This window comes from Ferrovum sp., from assembly GCF_027317285.1.
Classification (GTDB): Bacteria; Pseudomonadota; Gammaproteobacteria; order Burkholderiales; family Ferrovaceae; genus Ferrovum.
This window is the reverse complement of record NZ_DAHVHV010000026.1, coordinates 1-16209: the sequence shown is the minus strand read 5'-3', so window position 1 is coordinate 16209 and position 16209 is coordinate 1. Positions and strand designations below refer to the sequence as shown.

9 protein-coding genes are annotated in these 16209 nt (G+C 58.0%); 1 reads left to right on the top strand and 8 read right to left on the bottom strand.

What is annotated here, in order from left to right; genetic code table 11:
- Positions 1–37: 37 nt before the first annotated feature.
- The 5 genes from M6F29_RS07085 to M6F29_RS07065 all read right to left on the bottom strand — a co-directional run bounded on the left by M6F29_RS07085 (position 38) and on the right by M6F29_RS07065 (position 11514).
- The gene (locus tag M6F29_RS07085; protein ID WP_298158192.1) at positions 38–6490 is read right to left on the bottom strand and encodes a hypothetical protein; all 6453 of its coding nucleotides are present in this window, start codon (positions 6488–6490) and stop codon (positions 38–40) included.
- A 70-nt stretch (positions 6491–6560) separates the two neighbouring features.
- Entirely contained in the window at positions 6561–6812 is a 252-nt protein-coding gene (locus M6F29_RS07080; protein ID WP_298158190.1) for a hypothetical protein, read from the bottom strand.
- A gap of 144 nt (positions 6813–6956) precedes the next feature.
- Positions 6957–8291: a tetratricopeptide repeat protein gene (locus M6F29_RS07075; protein WP_298158188.1), complete on the bottom strand. Its 1335-nt coding sequence runs from the start codon at positions 8289–8291 to the stop codon at positions 6957–6959.
- Entirely contained in the window at positions 8288–10252 is a 1965-nt protein-coding gene (locus tag M6F29_RS07070) for a CHASE2 domain-containing protein (RefSeq protein ID WP_298158186.1), read from the bottom strand. Before M6F29_RS07070 ends, M6F29_RS07075 begins: the two co-directional genes overlap by 4 nt.
- Positions 10252–11514, bottom strand: coding sequence for a FecR family protein (locus M6F29_RS07065; protein WP_298158184.1), 1263 nt, complete (start codon positions 11512–11514; stop codon positions 10252–10254). The genes M6F29_RS07070 and M6F29_RS07065 overlap by 1 nt, the downstream gene beginning before the upstream one ends.
- A gap of 78 nt (positions 11515–11592) precedes the next feature.
- Here M6F29_RS07065 and M6F29_RS07060 point away from each other — a divergent pair, with 78 nt between their 5' ends.
- Positions 11593–12288: a Crp/Fnr family transcriptional regulator gene (locus M6F29_RS07060; protein ID WP_297497332.1), complete on the top strand. Its 696-nt coding sequence runs from the start codon at positions 11593–11595 to the stop codon at positions 12286–12288.
- A gap of 24 nt (positions 12289–12312) precedes the next feature.
- Here the strand turns inward: M6F29_RS07060 and M6F29_RS07055 are convergent, their stop codons facing one another.
- The 3 genes from M6F29_RS07055 to M6F29_RS07045 all read right to left on the bottom strand — a co-directional run.
- Positions 12313–14253, bottom strand: a complete 1941-nt coding sequence (locus M6F29_RS07055) for a GNAT family N-acetyltransferase (protein WP_298158182.1) — start codon at positions 14251–14253, stop codon at positions 12313–12315.
- The gene (locus M6F29_RS07050; RefSeq protein WP_298158180.1) at positions 14254–15339 is read right to left on the bottom strand and encodes a glycosyltransferase family 2 protein; all 1086 of its coding nucleotides are present in this window, start codon (positions 15337–15339) and stop codon (positions 14254–14256) included.
- Positions 15340–15498: 159 nt separating this feature from the next.
- Positions 15499–16209, bottom strand: a 711-nt coding sequence (locus tag M6F29_RS07045) for an IS701 family transposase (RefSeq protein ID WP_298158178.1), incomplete at its 5' end; no start/stop codon positions are given.

The window sequence follows — 16209 nt, the reverse complement described above, 5'->3', positions numbered from 1 at the left end:
TCCCGCCCCAGTTGCAGGGCGGGATATTTCTTACTGATTACAGGTGCAATGTGTGACCACCGGTGATTCCAAGGTGCGTCAAGTTCACATTACCTGTGATCGTGACCACCACATCACTGGCACCCAATGTTGCGTGGGTTGCTGGAGCACCTGTGTTGTTTACTGCTTCTACAACATAGGTATTTCCACCAAACTGGAACCAGTCAACCACACCTTTGTTAGCCGCAAGCGTACCATACGCAGCATTTCCTGCAGTATGACTGGCTCCTGCAGTAAGGCCGACTACAGAAGAATCCAATACAGCCATTGATACGGCCAGATTCTCAGCTTGGGTCAGCGTCGTAGCAGAAGCCACGTTCACCATGCTTGATGTACCGCCTACACCACCCGCCATTACTTCAGTGGTTGTGTTGTTCAACACCAGATTTTGACCGCCTGCGCCAACGCTATCCATCACATGGTTCAATGTAACTGAAGAATCCCCGGTAATGGTGATGATCCCATTGCTCGATGCTCCTCCCGAGGCGGTCTGTCCCGTGAAGTTGATCGTGGCGTTGTTACCCACTGTTGCCGTCGATACGTTCCCCACACCCACCAAGTTCAGGGTATCCCCTGTTCCCGTAGCGGTGATTGTATTAGCACCAATCCCGTTGGCAGCATCACCCAACGTAATCACATCACTGGCACCGATGGCGTAAATCGTATTGTTGCCTGTGCCATCAATGCTGATATGCGTTCCGGATCCTGAGGCAGCAATCTCGTTACTCGCATTGTTATTAGTAGCCACTGTACCCAGGGTAATCACATCATTATTTCCTGTGACGCCTGCAACCGGGATAGCACCATTGAAGTTACCGATTTGAACATAACTAGTATCAACCGCACCCGATGAAACCCCCGATATCGTCAAACCAGCCTGCGACAAAGCCGTCGTATCACCAATCGCAACATAACCTGTTGCACCGGATACATCGATCTTGGTCAGGGCAGTATCCGTCATGCCACCGACATCTACACCTGAACCCGTAATGGAGATGGATGAAAGGGTGTTCGTCGCATCAACCAGGGAAGTGATGGAGTCAAGCCCCCCCAGACCGTTCAACACAAGTGCTCCATCACCTGTCACCGTCAGGCTGTCGATAAAGGTGACATCCCCAACTGCTCCAATGTTGACCGTCAGACTGTTACCTCCCGATACTCCCATCTGAGTGGTGGTGATACTGCCAACATGTGGTGCTGCACCGAGATTGCCGGAATTCACTGTAAGGATAGCCGAAGCCGCAAGATTGTCGAACGTGTAACTGTTGCTGTTCACTCCAGCCGTAAAGGAGTTAAGAGCCACCCTACCACCTATGCCCAACGAATCCCGTGCAAACCCTGTATCATCGTACACTTGGGCTGCAGCAGTTCCCGTGTTGGCACTATTGGATACCAGCGTTGTCACATTGGTGGCATCAACCGTCCCCGCAGCTCCAGTGGTTCCAAAGCCAGCGACGCTAGAGACACCTTTCAACTCAACCACCGAATCAAGGTTTTGTCCTGTTCCGATAGCCAGCGTTGCTGCACCATCATTTGCTACAACATAGGTGTCCCCTCCCGTCGAGAAGGCGGCAATCTGGCCACTACTACCCAGCGGGCCTGTACCAGTGTTGACGATGATCTCGGCTGCGCTCACCAACTGCCCACTGGTGAAGTTGGACAACTGATGCCCCCCGGTCGCCTGGAAGGTGATCACGCCATTGGAAACGGTGTAATCAAGGTTTGCCAGAATAGACTGAAGTGTCCCTGTGAGAGCCCCACCATTCAGCGCAGCTGCAGCATTAGCAAAGTCGGCAAGGCTGTTGACGGGTGCCACCGCTGCCGTGTTGGCAACGATAGTCTTGGTGCCTCCAGCCGGGGCACTTCCGAGCTGGGCATTGGTATAACTCAACTGGTCAGCATTCTTCACCCCAAGCACAAAGCCGGTAACACCGCCTGCCGCCCCATTGTAGGTCGCGACGGACCCATCATTGACATTCAGGGTGTCCGAAGCGCTTGCCGAGGCCGTCAGGTTGACAGTCTCGCTCCCGGCAGAATAATTACCGAAATTAGCTCCAGTCTTGACCCAACCTCCCCCTGCACCAAGGGTAATCACGCCACCACCAGAACCCGTGGTGATCGTATCCACATTGGTATCTGCACCACCGCCTTGGGCTGTCAGTGTTCCCGTGCCACCAGTAATGGTGTCTGTACCCGAGGCATTGAGAGCTACGCCCGTCACATTCACCGCACCAGTGGATCCAGCAGCACTGATGCTGGTCACGTTCGACGATCCAAGCACGCTATTGGCCGTCGTGGTGGCAACGGACACCGTGTCTCCGGTTGACGCATTGCTGGCCACAAAATCCACGATTGCAGTACCCGCAGCATTACCCGTCACAGTGACGGTTGTCGCACCAGCCACATACGGGGCTACAGTCACTCCGAGAGGTGCGAGCGCAATAAGCGCGGCATCAATATTGGAGGCAATCATAGCAGCCGACTGACCGTTACTAATCGAGATATTCCCTGAACTCGTGCCATTAATGCTCAGAACCAGGTTGCCGGTTACCGTAGCAGCTCCCACCACGGAAATGGTGTCCACTTGTGCCACTTTTGCAAATGCACCATTTGCATCGGTGCGAAGGTTCAGGTTCAGAGCCTGGTCACCGGTAATCGTCACTGCATTGGCGCCAGTATCCCCAATCGTCACTGTGTTGGTCAGGGTAGTACCGTTAGTTGCGGTAACCGATCCCTTGCTGGCCACATTGACATTTTCAATGCCAGTCGTCAGCACCGTGGTGTTGATCGCACCAGTCCCCGTTCCGCCCAGAGCAATCGGCGTTCCATCCACACCCACTGTCAGGGCCAATGTGTCATTGGAACCGGCAGAATTGGCCAGCAGATAGTTGATGAAGTTTCCAGGAGTTGCCGTAACATCCAGCGTAACGCCTGCTCCAACATTATCGAATGTCACCACCCCTGATGTGACCCCCACGGACAATGTGGAGAAACCGGTCGCATCGTAGGCGCTTGAAACGGCCGTATGACCTGCCGCTTGGCTGACAGTGAATGTGTCACCCATTGATCCGGCATTAACCACAGAATCCGTGAAGGAAGTTCCTGCAGCCGGCCCAGTGACGGTGAAGGAAGAATTCCCTCCCGTGTACTGTACCGTGTAGCCTGCAGCAGCAAGATTAGCATTACCGGCAACTTCAGCTTCCAATTGAGCAGCCAATTGAACTGTTGTTTCGCCATTTGTGGTCGTGATCGCAACACCTACTGACCCAATGGATTCGACTAATATGCCACCAGTACCGACGGGTGCCGTGAAGGTGATAGTATCCACCTGCTGAACCGCGGCCAATACAGCCGCTGAGTTAACATTGTTGCCGAGTTGCAAGGTGCTGAAACCCTTGATGCTGGCATTGTTGCCCAGAGCGGTATCTGTGGTTAAAGCATTGTAGTTAGCGATCAAGGTATTGGAACCCGACCCACCCACAATGCTTACCCCAGTGGCCAAGGTATTGCTGTTGATGCCCACCGTCATGTTGCCCGTACCCGCCGCACCATTGAAACTGGTCGTTGAAGTATTGAGGTTGCTGACAGTTACAGCACCCGTAGAGGCTGTCGCGTTGATCGTTGCAAGCTTAGCCAAGCCTGACACATCCCCAAGGTTCAAAGCACCCTTGTTGGTTGCCGTGATGGTGGTCAGGGCATTGTCGCCAGCAAGATTCAATGTGGTCGCTGCAGCGTTGGTCGCCGTCAACGTGGCCGCTTTCGCCGCAGACAATGTGACAGTGGAACTCGATGCCGTAGTACCGGTTACCGTGACGCTAGTTGCATTTGCATCCGTCACACCCAACCCAATTGCATTGACACTTCCATCTGGGTTGACCGTGTTGTTGTCGTTGCCCAAGGTCAGGGTCAGTGCATGTCCAGCCGTGTTGTTGGTCACAGTTACTGCATTGTTGACCATGCTGTTGTCCAGTACGGACAGCCCAGTCAATGCATCGGACTGAACATTAATAGGCCCACCAGTCTGCATGTTATCCAACGTCACAGACGACAATGTGCTGGTACCTACTGCTTTGCCTGCATTCGCACCACCCGTTGCCAAGGTAGACTGAACATCAACAACGTTCAGAGCCGAACCACCTGTGATGGAAACGCTTGTGGCACCGTTGGTGTAAACATTCACGCCCCCAGTACCGGGGTTCGCTACAGTGCCATTAGCAATGGTCACATTGCCAGTAGGCTCCAACGCTGAGTTGCTCAGTCCAGTACCCGATGAATTCAACGTAGCAGCAGCACCCACGCTGATCGTATTACTGTCTGCCGAAGCGACGTTGATGTTGACTGTCGTTCCGCCCAAAACACTGATCTGGTCAGCAGTTGCGTTGCCAGAACCGAAGTTGTCAGTAATGCTCACAGCACCTGTCGGCACTGCGTTGGTAGCACCCACCACCGCGCCCACGCTCACACTGCCGCCGGTCGTGGTGACATTAACAGTAGAACCGCCATCAACGACGACTGTACCTTGGTCAGCGCCCATGCCAGCACCGGTCAGTACCCCATTTTGGGTCACGACTTGAGCACCAGATGTCGGAGAAATATTGCCAACGGAAACATTCTGCCCTTGAGCAGATACCGTCACACCGTTTCCGCCTTGGACAAAGATATTTTCACCGTTCATGGATAATGTCGTTGCCGCACTTTCCGTTACCGACACCGCGCCTGTGGGATCCTCTCCAGACAACCCACTACCAACCGTTACATCTGCATTGGCCGCCGTCACAGAAACGTCTGTCCCGCCGTAGACGGAAACTTGGTTGTAATTATTGACGGCCGTACTGTTAGTGTATACGGTCCCCAATTGGTTGGCTGTGTCCACCACCGTTACTGCACCGGTGGGTTCCGTGCCCGCAATCAGCGGATTATTGGCGGAGCCTACAGTAACGCCCCCTGCATTCGTGGTTACGTTGACCGTACTTCCCCCGCTAACATCAACGTTCTCTGGGGTGACATTGTGGCCTGTAAGTGCGGCAGAGGTGTAGCCAAGGAGTAAAGCATCATTCTGCTGTTGTGCTAGCGTTAACCCAGTCACACCATCAAACGCAGTTTGCGCAGCATCAGTGATCTGCACGGTACCAGTCGTATTGTTGGAAGCAACTCTGGCAGTCGGGTCACCCACGGTGACAGCTCCACCGGCTGCGTTCACCGTTACGCCTGCAGCACCCCCGCCATATACGGTAGTCGAACTGGATGTTCCTGCATTGTTGACCGTAATCTGACCGGAAGTATTGGTCAACCCACCAGCAGCGCTGTTTCCGGTGTTACCCGCTGTGTTTCCGACTTCCACAGCACCGTTAAACGATGCAGAAGTCGTTGTGATAGATACTGATGAACCACCAACCACCTGAACATCGTTATCCTGTGTGGTACCTGTGGAATTACTCGTCACCTGAATGGCACCCGTTGCCACGCTCGATGGCAAGGGTACAGTACCTTCAATCAGCCCGACATAAACCGCCCCACTGTTTTGAGTCACGGTCACGTTGTTTCCACCCAATGCGGTGGCCGCACCAGCGAGCACTGAATTGTGATTCATCGTCACATTGGTGGTTTGATCTGCTTGCGCCAGATCAGAAAACTGCCCAGCAGTCGTAATCGTCAGATTTTTGACACCCGCAACACCCACGGTGCTAAATCCAGAAGGCGCAGTGTTGTTGGAAGAATTCAGAACAACATTCTGAATGTTATTCAGCGTCACACCGCTAGGCAAGTTACCGTTCTGGACATTCGGTGTCAGATCAGTAATGGTCAGTGTGTTATTAGCCACACCACCCGCAGGTGCTGCTGTACCGGTAAGGATATCACCCGCGTTAAGCGTAGGCCCTTTCCCGTCAACATTGTAGTAGGTCTCAGAACCAAGGAAGTTGGTCCCCGTTACAATGTCAGTCCCGGTTGTGAGCAATACGGATGCGCCAGAGGCAACGGCAGCTGCAGAAGCGGCAGCAGCACTTGTGTCAGGTGCGTGTGTTTGTTCGTAACCCACAACATTCTGAACCGTTGTGTTGTAAGCAGTGGCAGCAGCACCATAAATTGGATCGGCAGTCATGCCAGCCCACAGGTTCAAAAGATTATGAACCTCCAGGCCCACTCCACCCGTAGATACCGCACCATTCAAAGAACCTGTGATATAGGCCACAGCAGCGCCTACATTTGCCTGTGTCAAGCCATTGGTACCAACAACGATGCCCAGATTAGCCGCCATGGTGGCAGCAACCGTTGCCGTGGGGACACTGGCAAACAACTCGTTGTAGTAGGTATTAAAAGTGTTGTTTAAGCCACCGTACGCGGCGATATCTGACTGAATTTGCCCCATGGTTGTGGAGCCAATCGCGTCGCCCAGCAATGCGATTGCCCAACTCTCAACCTGTCCTACAGAAGTGGCTGTGTTGATTTGCATGGTGTTACCTCTTGATTAATGGTTATCAAAATATTTGATTTCTTTGCAAAGAAACCGAGTTCAGAAACAATCAAATTGTTTGCCCGCACTCGACTAAGCAACCTTTGGAAAAGTTGCTTAGTCGAATACGAGCAAATTCTGCGGAACGGAGAAATACGGATGCGATGCTGGATGTGGCGCGATTGGCCAGACTTGTAGTGAGTCTAAAAGCACCTCTAATATCGTCCTTCACTGAAAGCACGGTCACATCATCATGAACTATGCCATACATTGCGCCAGCATAGCGGGCAATTTCGGCACCGTGGTTTAACATAGTAGACATCTCCTTTCCTTTCGGGCGTTAAGTTGTTTTTCTTTCTGCGGATACCCCGACTTTCTAGTGACGGATGCTACACCTGTCCGCCGCGCCCCCCTGTGATTTGAATCACAGACCCGCACATTCAGTTTGCAACTGTGACTTTTTACCTTATTTTCCGGCCCAGCGCAAGCCAAAGTAGATGGCCTGGTTGCTCACGGTGAACAAACTGATATTGGAATCCTGGGACAAGGTGTCCAGATAGCCCAGCACGGTCCAGTGGGGGTTCAAGGGATAATCATATTCGACGCGCCCTCCGCGCCGGATGATGCCGCGCGTCACCCCCCCCAGCAAGGGGCTGTAGGCTTCCTGATCGCTCAAGCGGCTCCATTGCCCAAGCACTATCAACATCCCCGGCCCCAGAGGATGAGTGGCCGTCACAGAAAAGTCGTCCCGACTCTGGTCCCCCCCCAGTCGGATGGGGTTTTGTGGCTGATCCACGCCCCACATCCCGGTGAACGTCACCATGGATTCACCCTTTTGACATCCCATTCCCAGTTCCATACCCGTATAGACCCCATTCAAAACAGGATCCGTGGGGTAATCCCGCAAACTGTATTCTCCGCCCGTACCATACCGGCACTCCAATCCTCCCCAACTCAGCGGATGGTCCACAAAAAGTTTACTGGTATTCTCTTCGTAGAGTACCTGCCCCCCCATCCACAACCGGGTCGTCGACGCCTGGCCACCGGCACTCCCCTCCCCCAACCGGTGGCTCCACAGGGCCAATCCATCCACCCATTGCAAATTGCTGTCGGCATGATTCTGACTGGTCCGATCGGTGACATCCGCCTCGAGCGTCAACTGGCTGTCAGCCCATTGACGCACCCCTTCCACGGCTCCCGTGTTGAGCAGGGCGAAACCGGCTTCGGGACGCATGCTTTGACTCAGGGTCACCGGCACATTCCCGCCCAGGAGTGTCAAGGTCACCAGGTTGGAACTGGGCGCGCTGTTGAAATTGGTTTCATGGCCCAGCATGCTCTGCACCGTCCAACTCGTCTGCCATCCCTGCTCCCCCTGCAAACCGGGCTGATTGGCCAGCCAGTCGTGCAGGGTCTGGGGAATGTCGGGACGACCCAATACGGTCAAGGTCAGATTCTTTGCGGCGTCCCGTTCTCCCAGTTGCGCCAGGGCCTGGGCATAGTCCAGTTGCGCTCCCGCCAGTTCCGGGTCGAGCATCAGGGCTTTTTCTAGAGCATTGGCCGCTTCTTGGGGATGTTGCAACAACAGCAGCAAGGTGCCCTGCCAGGCAAAAAAATCTGCGCGGTTACGACAGGACTCTTCCAGTCCTGTCAAGTCAGCCAGGGCCTGTTGGCGTGCCTGCAAGGTAGTGGGCGGGATGACCGGGAAAGCCCCCGGACAGGGAACTGGGCTGGCCGCAATAGCTCCCAAGACAACCCCACCGCCCAAAAGAACGGCTCCCAGCAGGCGTTGCCAACCCCTCAAGCCGTGGCCTGTTGCCGGTCCTCGGCTTCGTATACCAGACGCAAGCGTCGGGAATCCATGGCGACAGGCAGGGCATGCAAGACCCGGGGACGAGCCATTCCCGGCAGCAAAAACTGTCCCAATGCCTGCACTCCCTCGGGTTGAGCAAGAGCCACCAACTGGGGGCCCAGCAGAACCGGATACGCCAACTCGCCCGTCATAGCCTGTAAAGCTGCCGCCACCGACACCGTCTCGCCCAGTACGGTATGGACCCGACGCTGGGCAGGACCGAAGGAACCGATCAATACCGTCCCCGATTCCATCCCCATGCCGATGTCGAGCGGCGGCACACGCTGGCTGGACAGGTGCGGCAGTCGTGCCCCCAGAACGTCCCACAGTTCCTTTGCCGCCGCCAACCCCTGACGGCCATGGTCGACACAGGGTTCTGAGCCATTCCATACCGCCATCAGTCCGTCGCCGACCATCTGTTCGACCACACCCCCGTACTCCTCCACCACATGCGTGGCCGTAGTATAAAAGAGATGCAGCAAAGTTGCCGTCTCTTCCGGAGGCCGTCCTTCACAGTAGGCCGAAAAATTGCGCAGATCCACAAACAGCACCGTGGCTTCCCGGCGCAGGGCCTGAACCTGGGCAGAAGGTCCCTGACAGGCGACTTCCCGGGCAACGGCCGCCGGCAGGTAACTGGCGAGGTGGTGATAAAGGCGTTCCCGTTCCACGTGCACCCGCACCAACTCAAACCCGGTTAACCACAGGGTGGCCAGCACGGTATAAAGCGCCGGAATCGTCCAGTCCAGCCACCAGTGCCAGGACAGCAACAGCCAGCCATGGAGGCCATACAGCAGGGCCAGACCTATTCCCCCGGCCAGCGCCAACCCCAGCCCCACGCTGCGCCGCGCCTTGGCCAGCACCCCGAGCAATCCGAGCGAAATCAGCAACCCCGCACTCCACGGCCAAAGGCTGGCCAAACGCGGCGGCGTATAGGGGGTGCGGTCATCGAGCAGGGCAGCCAGCGTCTGGGCATGGACCTCCACCCCACCCACCGCCCCCCCCTGGGGCGTGGGCACGGCGTCTCCCGCGCCAAAGGCGGTGGCCCCCACCAAAACCCAGGCTCCCCGGAGCAACGACCCAGGCGCCTTGCCCTCCAGTACGTCCACGGCGGATACGGATACCCAGCCTGCACGCGGCACCTGATAGGAAACCCGGTAACGGCCCTGCGCATCCAGAGGCATGCGCCAATCGCCCAGGGTCAGCCACCACGCCGGGTCGGTGAACTTTTGCCCGGCCTGCAGGTGCGGCACCGAGGTATCCTGAAGCGCCGCCCAGGCCCCCGCCAGGGGTAGGGAAAGATAACTTTTACCCTGATGACACAGCAGGCCCGGCACCTGCCGGACGGACCCATCCGGGTCCAGAATCGGGGTGATATGTCCCGCCAGCGCCGTGGCCGACAGCAGACCTGCGGCGGGCGCCAGATAACCTTCAGCTGGCAGGGACGCGATGGGGCACCCCGCGCCGGGCAAGGCACCCGCCAGTACCCCCGTCTGATAGCGTCCCGGATTCCCGGTCAAGGCAAAGAGTTCCCCCGTCACGGTAGGAACGGGACTGACCAAGGCATGGCGCAGGGCATCATCCCCCGGTCGGGGCGTATCGAAGAGAATATCGAGCAACTTGAGGCTGACGCCCGCCTGGTCCAGACGCTGCAGCAGAAGTGCGGTGCGCTCCCGGGGCCAGGGCCAGGGGCCCAGGGCCTGGACACTTTTTTCATCGATATCCACCACCACCACGCGCCGCTCCTGCGCCTCCCTCCCCCAGGACCAGACCGCACTTCCCGTGCGTTCGTCCCACTGGTGCAGGGGCGCACGCCACAGCAGCGTCACCATGACGGTCACACAGGCCGCCAGCCCCAGGGCCAGAAACCGCAGACGCCAGGGATGCTCCATCCAGTTGGAGTAGACCCGGTTCATCATCGCCCCCAGAGGGTGGCGCCCAGCAAGGCCCCCCCGTTGGTCAGGGGTTTGTTGAACAGGTAACCGGCTTGCAGGGTATCGAGGGAGACTGCGCCAGCCGTGCGGGGACTGCCCGCCCCGTTGGTGAAAATCCCCGTGGTCGGGTTGAGGGTTCCGGTCGAGGAAAAGGTTTGAAGGCCGGTCACCGAAGAATTGACGGACAAGGTGGTGGCAAAGGTATCGTGGGTGAAATCAATCCCGAGGGTTCCACCCTGCAGTGAAGCCGCGCTGTACACATTGCCAGGACTGCGATAACTGGCCGCCCCCCCCTGTAGACCGAATTGGGCCACGCCCGTCACCCCCCCCAGCAATTGGGGGACGCCCGTATTCCGGAACAGAAAGTAATATCCGTCTCCCACCGTCACCTGGTTGCCGCGCAGGGCCTCCAGAAAGGGTACGGTCAGGTCATCCCCCGGCACCGCGGTGGTCTGCCAGCGCCCCCACACCAGACCGGACCTCTGGGGAAGCAGACTCATGACAGATCCCGGTTCCTTACTGTCTGCCACCACCTCCGAACTTTCCGCAGCCCCCTGTTGTTCCTGCTGCAAGATCGGCGTAATGTGGTCCGTCCCCTTGAGGGAGTTGAGCGGCTGGAAACTGGGTTCGCTCATGTTGGCACGGTATACCAGTGCCGTACTCCCCATACTGGCGGACAGTACCCGTGCCCGTGCCCCTTCGCAGGGTCCCAGGGCACTGGCCGAGCACCCCTTGCCCAAGGGAGTCAGCACGATCGCCCCCTGATTGACCACCACCGCCGAACCGAGGGGACCGGCCTGGGTGGTGAAATCCGTCCCGCGCACGCCAATGGCCACCAGCGGCGTGTTCAGACGAAAACGATCCCTGGCCTGATGGGCCGCCTCCCCGGAAATGGCGCGGACCACGCCCTGCTCCAACTGAAACTTGACGGCATTCTGGGTGGGATCAACGGGATCGAAGTGATAGGTCTGAACCACCAACACCGAATTGGGACGCACACTGACCCGCGCCTGATCCACAAAACGGATATGGACATGACCACTGGCGCTGGTTTCTATCCGGTCTCCCACCTGAATGGTGCTGCCTCGAACCAGGGGGGAAACCTGCCCCGCGCGCACCACCTGGCTGGCACCGATGGTCAGGGTCACCTGCCCCACCGCGGTCGAGGCAGGCGCGGACTCCGCCCAGCCTGGCAAAACCAGCAGGCACAGAAACCCCATCATCAGACGAATCAACGTAATCATAGCCGCCATCCTAAAAGATTTCCCCGCCCTGATCTGTGCGCCCAGTCACATCCCCCTTATAATGTATAATGTCCGTCCATGAGTGCCCATACCCTGCTCCTGCAACAGTTTTCCCTGCTCAGATTGCTGTCCGCCGAAGCCCTGGAACAGATTGCCCCACTGGCCACCCTGCGCGACTTTGCCAAACGCGAAATGGTTCTGACCAAGGGCCCACCCGTGCCCTTTCTGTGTTTTCTCATGGAAGGACGGCTCCAGGCCATCGATTTTACGCTGGATGGCCGTGAAGTCGGGCTTTATTTCATTGAGGAAGGGGACTATTTCGGCGAACTGTCCCTCATCGACGGGGGTTCCCAACCCGAATTCGTGATTGCCACCGGACGTGCCCGGGTGGTGCTGTTACCGGGCAACGAGATTCGTCCCATCCTGTTTTCCAGTCCCCAACTGGCTGAAGCCCTGAGCCGACGACTGGCCCAACGTGTCCGTCATCAACTCAGCCAGCGCCAGATCCTGTCCGTCACCAATCCGCTCCATCGAATTTGCGCCCAACTCCAGATCATGATCAACGTGGCCCCGGGCCAGCCCCCCCAACAGGTGATCATCAAGGCCCCGACCCATCAGGAACTGGCCATCATGGTCAACCTCACCCGCGAAACCGTGACCCGAACGTTTCAGGTGCTGCAAGCCCAGGGGGTACTGACCCGCCAGGGCGATGAACTGAGGGTCGATCAGGCCAAACTGGAAAAACTGGCCAGCGGAGAGAAACAGGAGGATTAGCGTGGCCTCCTGCAAATTCCCCCGCTAAAGAAAATCCGTATCTCCGTACATGGCCCACCAGCGCCCCCGGGTCCGCGCCGATCCGCCACGAGACTCGCCGCAATCCCATTGAGCCACTTCCACATCCGTTTCCTGGGTCACCGCCGTTCCATCGTCAAAAGCGTCGAGCATGGGTTGGGTCAGCCAGGCCTGTACCTGGCTCAACCCCGCCTGAGCCGCCAAAACCTTGACTGCAGCAAGCGCCAACCCCGCGTTGGCTGGGGTTCCCACAAAGTCCATCCAGTCCAGCACCGCTCCCCGTGGTTTGACCACCACGATGGCCTGGGCCCGCTCCGGTCGTGCCGCCCCAACCAGAAAGACGCCATAGTGGCCGTCGGGGCGCTGGCGATAACGGTAGTCGAGATACCCGGCATCCCGTTGAACCAGCACCAGGTGCCGGATTTTCTCCTGCATCTGGCGCCACAGTTCCCGGGCGATGGCCTCCCCATCGGGAATATCCCATAAAGGATGGACTTCGGGACAGGAAGCGCCGGATACGGCCCGCCAGGTACGCAAATAGATCTTGCCCGCGCTGCTGTAAAAACCCAGCCGTTGTCCTACCCGGAAGGCACGCTGATTGGGAAAACCAAAGGCCGCCTGACGCGCCTGGCTGTCCTGGGATTCATAAAACGCCTGGGTCATGCGGAAGAAAACCCCCCGCCGGGTCAGTACCCCGCGTTCGGTAGGGTCCACCATGACATCGCCCACCTGACAGGTTTCCACGGGCGTTCCAAAAAAACTGACCGTGCGCACCAGGCCACCATAGTGGGCCACCATTTTACCCGCCCGGTTCCAGGCGGCAAATACCTGTCCCCGTCCCCGACCATATTTCCATTCACGAAAATCGGGGGCCAAAGGGTGACCAAATACGCTCTGATAAAGGTGAGCCATCTCGACTGAACGGGCTTCGGGCAGGGTTTCGATTTTCCAGCGATCCTCTCCCGTGGCCGGCGCAGGGACCAGGGGGTCCACGCCACTGCCGGGGGTCCGCTGTTGCCGAATCCCCAGGGTGTTGGACGGGGTGCGAGGCAGCTTCCGAAAAAGAGGGGGCAAGCGGTCTTTGAAGACATCGCGCACGATCCCCCAGTTTCCCTTGAGCAGATGACCCACCCAACGCAGCGGGGCGGTCAGACGCCAACTGGTGCTGTTCAGGACTGCTGCAAGATGCTCCTGATGATCCTGCGCCTGGCCGGATTGCCGTCGCATCCGTTCCTGTACGGCCTGGTAAAGCGCCTGGGACAAGGCTTTGGGCTCCCGGTCCAGCCCCTCCGTGATGAGTTCTTCTGCCGTCAGCACCCGGTAGGCTTCCGCTGCCCGCACTGTTCTGGGCAGCGTATAAGTACGATACCGGTTGAGGGCCGTGATGTGGTCGTCATAGGGCTGACGCGCCAGTTGTGACTGAAAGCAGGCCATGGCACGCTGCTTGAGGTCGAGCCAGGGCGTAATGTCGAGCAGGGTATTGGGCAGCAGAGGCTGACCCACTTCATAAAAGGCGATCCGGACCCGTCCGTTCAAAGCCACCACGGCGGCAATGGCGGCCTCCGCCAGGGCCCGGTGATCCGGGTGCATTTCCCAACAGGAGGACACCAGCACCAGATCCGCCCCGGTTTCCACCAGCCAGGCGCGGATTTTATCGCTCAGATTCCGTGTCTGACGCAATTGCCCATCAGGGATCCCCCAGAAGAACGGGGCGGGATAGCCGATCACCCGTGCCGCCGCTTCCGATTCGGCGTGACGGAGAACGGTGGCTTGTGCGTCACGGTCATCGCAAGCCACCGCCACATGAATGGGTCGACCCTGGGCCACAAAACCTGCGAGCGCACCGCCGCACCCCAACACCTCATCGTCTGCATGGGGCGCAAGGACGGCCACCCCATGGCCAGGCAGACTCGAGACGGCTTGGTAGGGGATAAAAAAATGTTCCATTCAGGACCCGCTCTGCCAATACTGGCCCTGCCCGGAATGACCCGGCGCGGACAGACGGACATGAAGGGCCTGTCCCGCCAGGCGTTCCTGCAACGCCAGGGGTAGTAGCGCCCTCTCACCCGCCCCCCAATGACCAATGGCAGGGACAAAATCGCCATTGACGCTGATTTCCAGCAACCACGATCCTTGCCATGGCACGGGAACTGAAAAGACCAGATCGCCGTTGTCCCGGCGGGACGCCTCCAGGGCCGCCGGCGAAGAAGCCCTGCCCGGGGCTGCCGTACGCCGCCCCCGCTCCAGCCAGCGTACCAGAGGATGGGCCGCCAGATGCTTGTGGTAATAGGTCGGCCAACCTTCTGCGATACGCTGGCTCTTTTCGGGGGAATGGGTATATTCATGAACGGCGCGGGCAGCAGGTATCATGCGCAAATCATACCCTGCGGCACGCAGGCGCTGCATCAGGTCGGTGTCTTCCCAGTAGAGAAAAAATCGTTCATCGAACAATCCGCCCGCTTTTTCGAGGGCGGCACGCTTGAGCAGTACATGGCCGCCCGACAATGCAGGCACCGACAAGGGCGCATCACTGCTCCAGTAACGGCAGGCCCAATGGCTGAAATGGCGGGAACGCCAGCGAAAAAAGAACGGACTGCTGCGCGCCAAACAACTGCCGCAGTAATCTGCCAGAGAGGGAAAGGTACTGGGTGGCATCAAAAACTGCTGCTCGGCATCCCAAAAGGTTCGCGGTCCCACCGCCGCCACCCTCTCGTCGCCCTGCAGCGCCTGCTCCAGCGCCCCAAGGGCGTCCGGTAGCAAGTAGGCGTCCGGGTTGAGCAACAGGATCGACTCGCCCGAAGCCTCGGCATAGGCCTGGTTGCATGCCCCACCGAACCCCGTATTGGTGGTATTGATGCGCAGTTTGACGAATTCCGGTATCCCGGTCCTGAGCAGTTCTGCTTCCTGGGGATCGAGGCTGTTATCCACCACCAGGATTTCGCTGTCAACTTTCTGATCGCACAAGGAATGCACCGCCCGGATGATCAAATCGGCGCTGAAATAGTTGACCAGAATTGCCGAGACTTGCCCCATGGCTTCAGGATTCCGGCGTCATTTCAGGCACGCTCTCTTTAATTTCACTGAACTTTAGACATACGCCTCTCCCAGCCGTCCCGGATTTTTCCTGGTGGTGGGGTGGGCCGAACACAAAAACAGGACGATTCGACCATGACAGACGGGAGGTTGTATGCCTCAACACTGCAATCGTTGATCCTGAGTGGGGAAAGGCATCGCGAAATTCCCCGACTTCGGGTTGCAGGCATGGCGCACGGGAAGTCCGATAAATTGGATTCGCATCCACTGACCGAAAAGTCCCGCCGTGATCATTGTTCCCTTGCGCCAGGGTGCGATTTCCATCAACGGAAAGGATTCCCACAACTTCAGGGCGAGCAATTGCGTCAGGGCGTAGGCTGTGGAACGGATCTGCATCCACAGTTCCAGCGCCCCCTTCGATTGTTGCCACAGGTTTGCCACACCCCACCATCGCTTCAGGTTGTGAAACAAAGGCTCGATACCCCAACGCTCGGCGTAGATTTCCACCACGGCCTGAGCCGACAATTCCGTCTCGGTCGCCAGAATCAGGCGCGGACGCGACCAGGTGTTGTCGTCCTGATGGATCTCGCACCACACCGCCCGCACGGGCACTCCCTTCAGGAATCGTGCCACGGCAATGGTCGAGCGCAATCTGACCGACTGCATTTTGCCGTACAGCACCAGATCCATTTCTTGCGCTGGCAATGTATCCAGCATGGCCGTATCGAGCCGCTGCCCGTATTTTCGTTTCGGCCCCCGGCGTTTCGGTTCTGGCTCCGGCGGCAGATAGAGAGCCGTATCCCGTCGCACCTGACCAATGATGCGCACCCTCTGTTCGAGCAGGGGCAGAATCAAACTCTTGCGCATGAA

Coding starts and splice junctions, on each gene's coding strand:
- M6F29_RS07070 (WP_298158186.1), bottom strand. CDS start 10,252: ATGAACCGGGTCTACTCCAACTGGATGGAGCATCCCTGGCGTCTGCGG.
- M6F29_RS07065 (WP_298158184.1), bottom strand. CDS start 11,514: ATGATTACGTTGATTCGTCTGATGATGGGGTTTCTGTGCCTGCTGGTT.
- M6F29_RS07050 (WP_298158180.1), bottom strand. CDS start 15,339: ATGGGGCAAGTCTCGGCAATTCTGGTCAACTATTTCAGCGCCGATTTG.
- M6F29_RS07085 (WP_298158192.1), bottom strand. CDS start 6,490: ATGCAAATCAACACAGCCACTTCTGTAGGACAGGTTGAGAGTTGGGCA.
- M6F29_RS07055 (WP_298158182.1), bottom strand. CDS start 14,253: ATGGAACATTTTTTTATCCCCTACCAAGCCGTCTCGAGTCTGCCTGGC.
- M6F29_RS07060 (WP_297497332.1), top strand. CDS start 11,593: ATGAGTGCCCATACCCTGCTCCTGCAACAGTTTTCCCTGCTCAGATTG.
- M6F29_RS07080 (WP_298158190.1), bottom strand. CDS start 6,812: ATGTCTACTATGTTAAACCACGGTGCCGAAATTGCCCGCTATGCTGGC.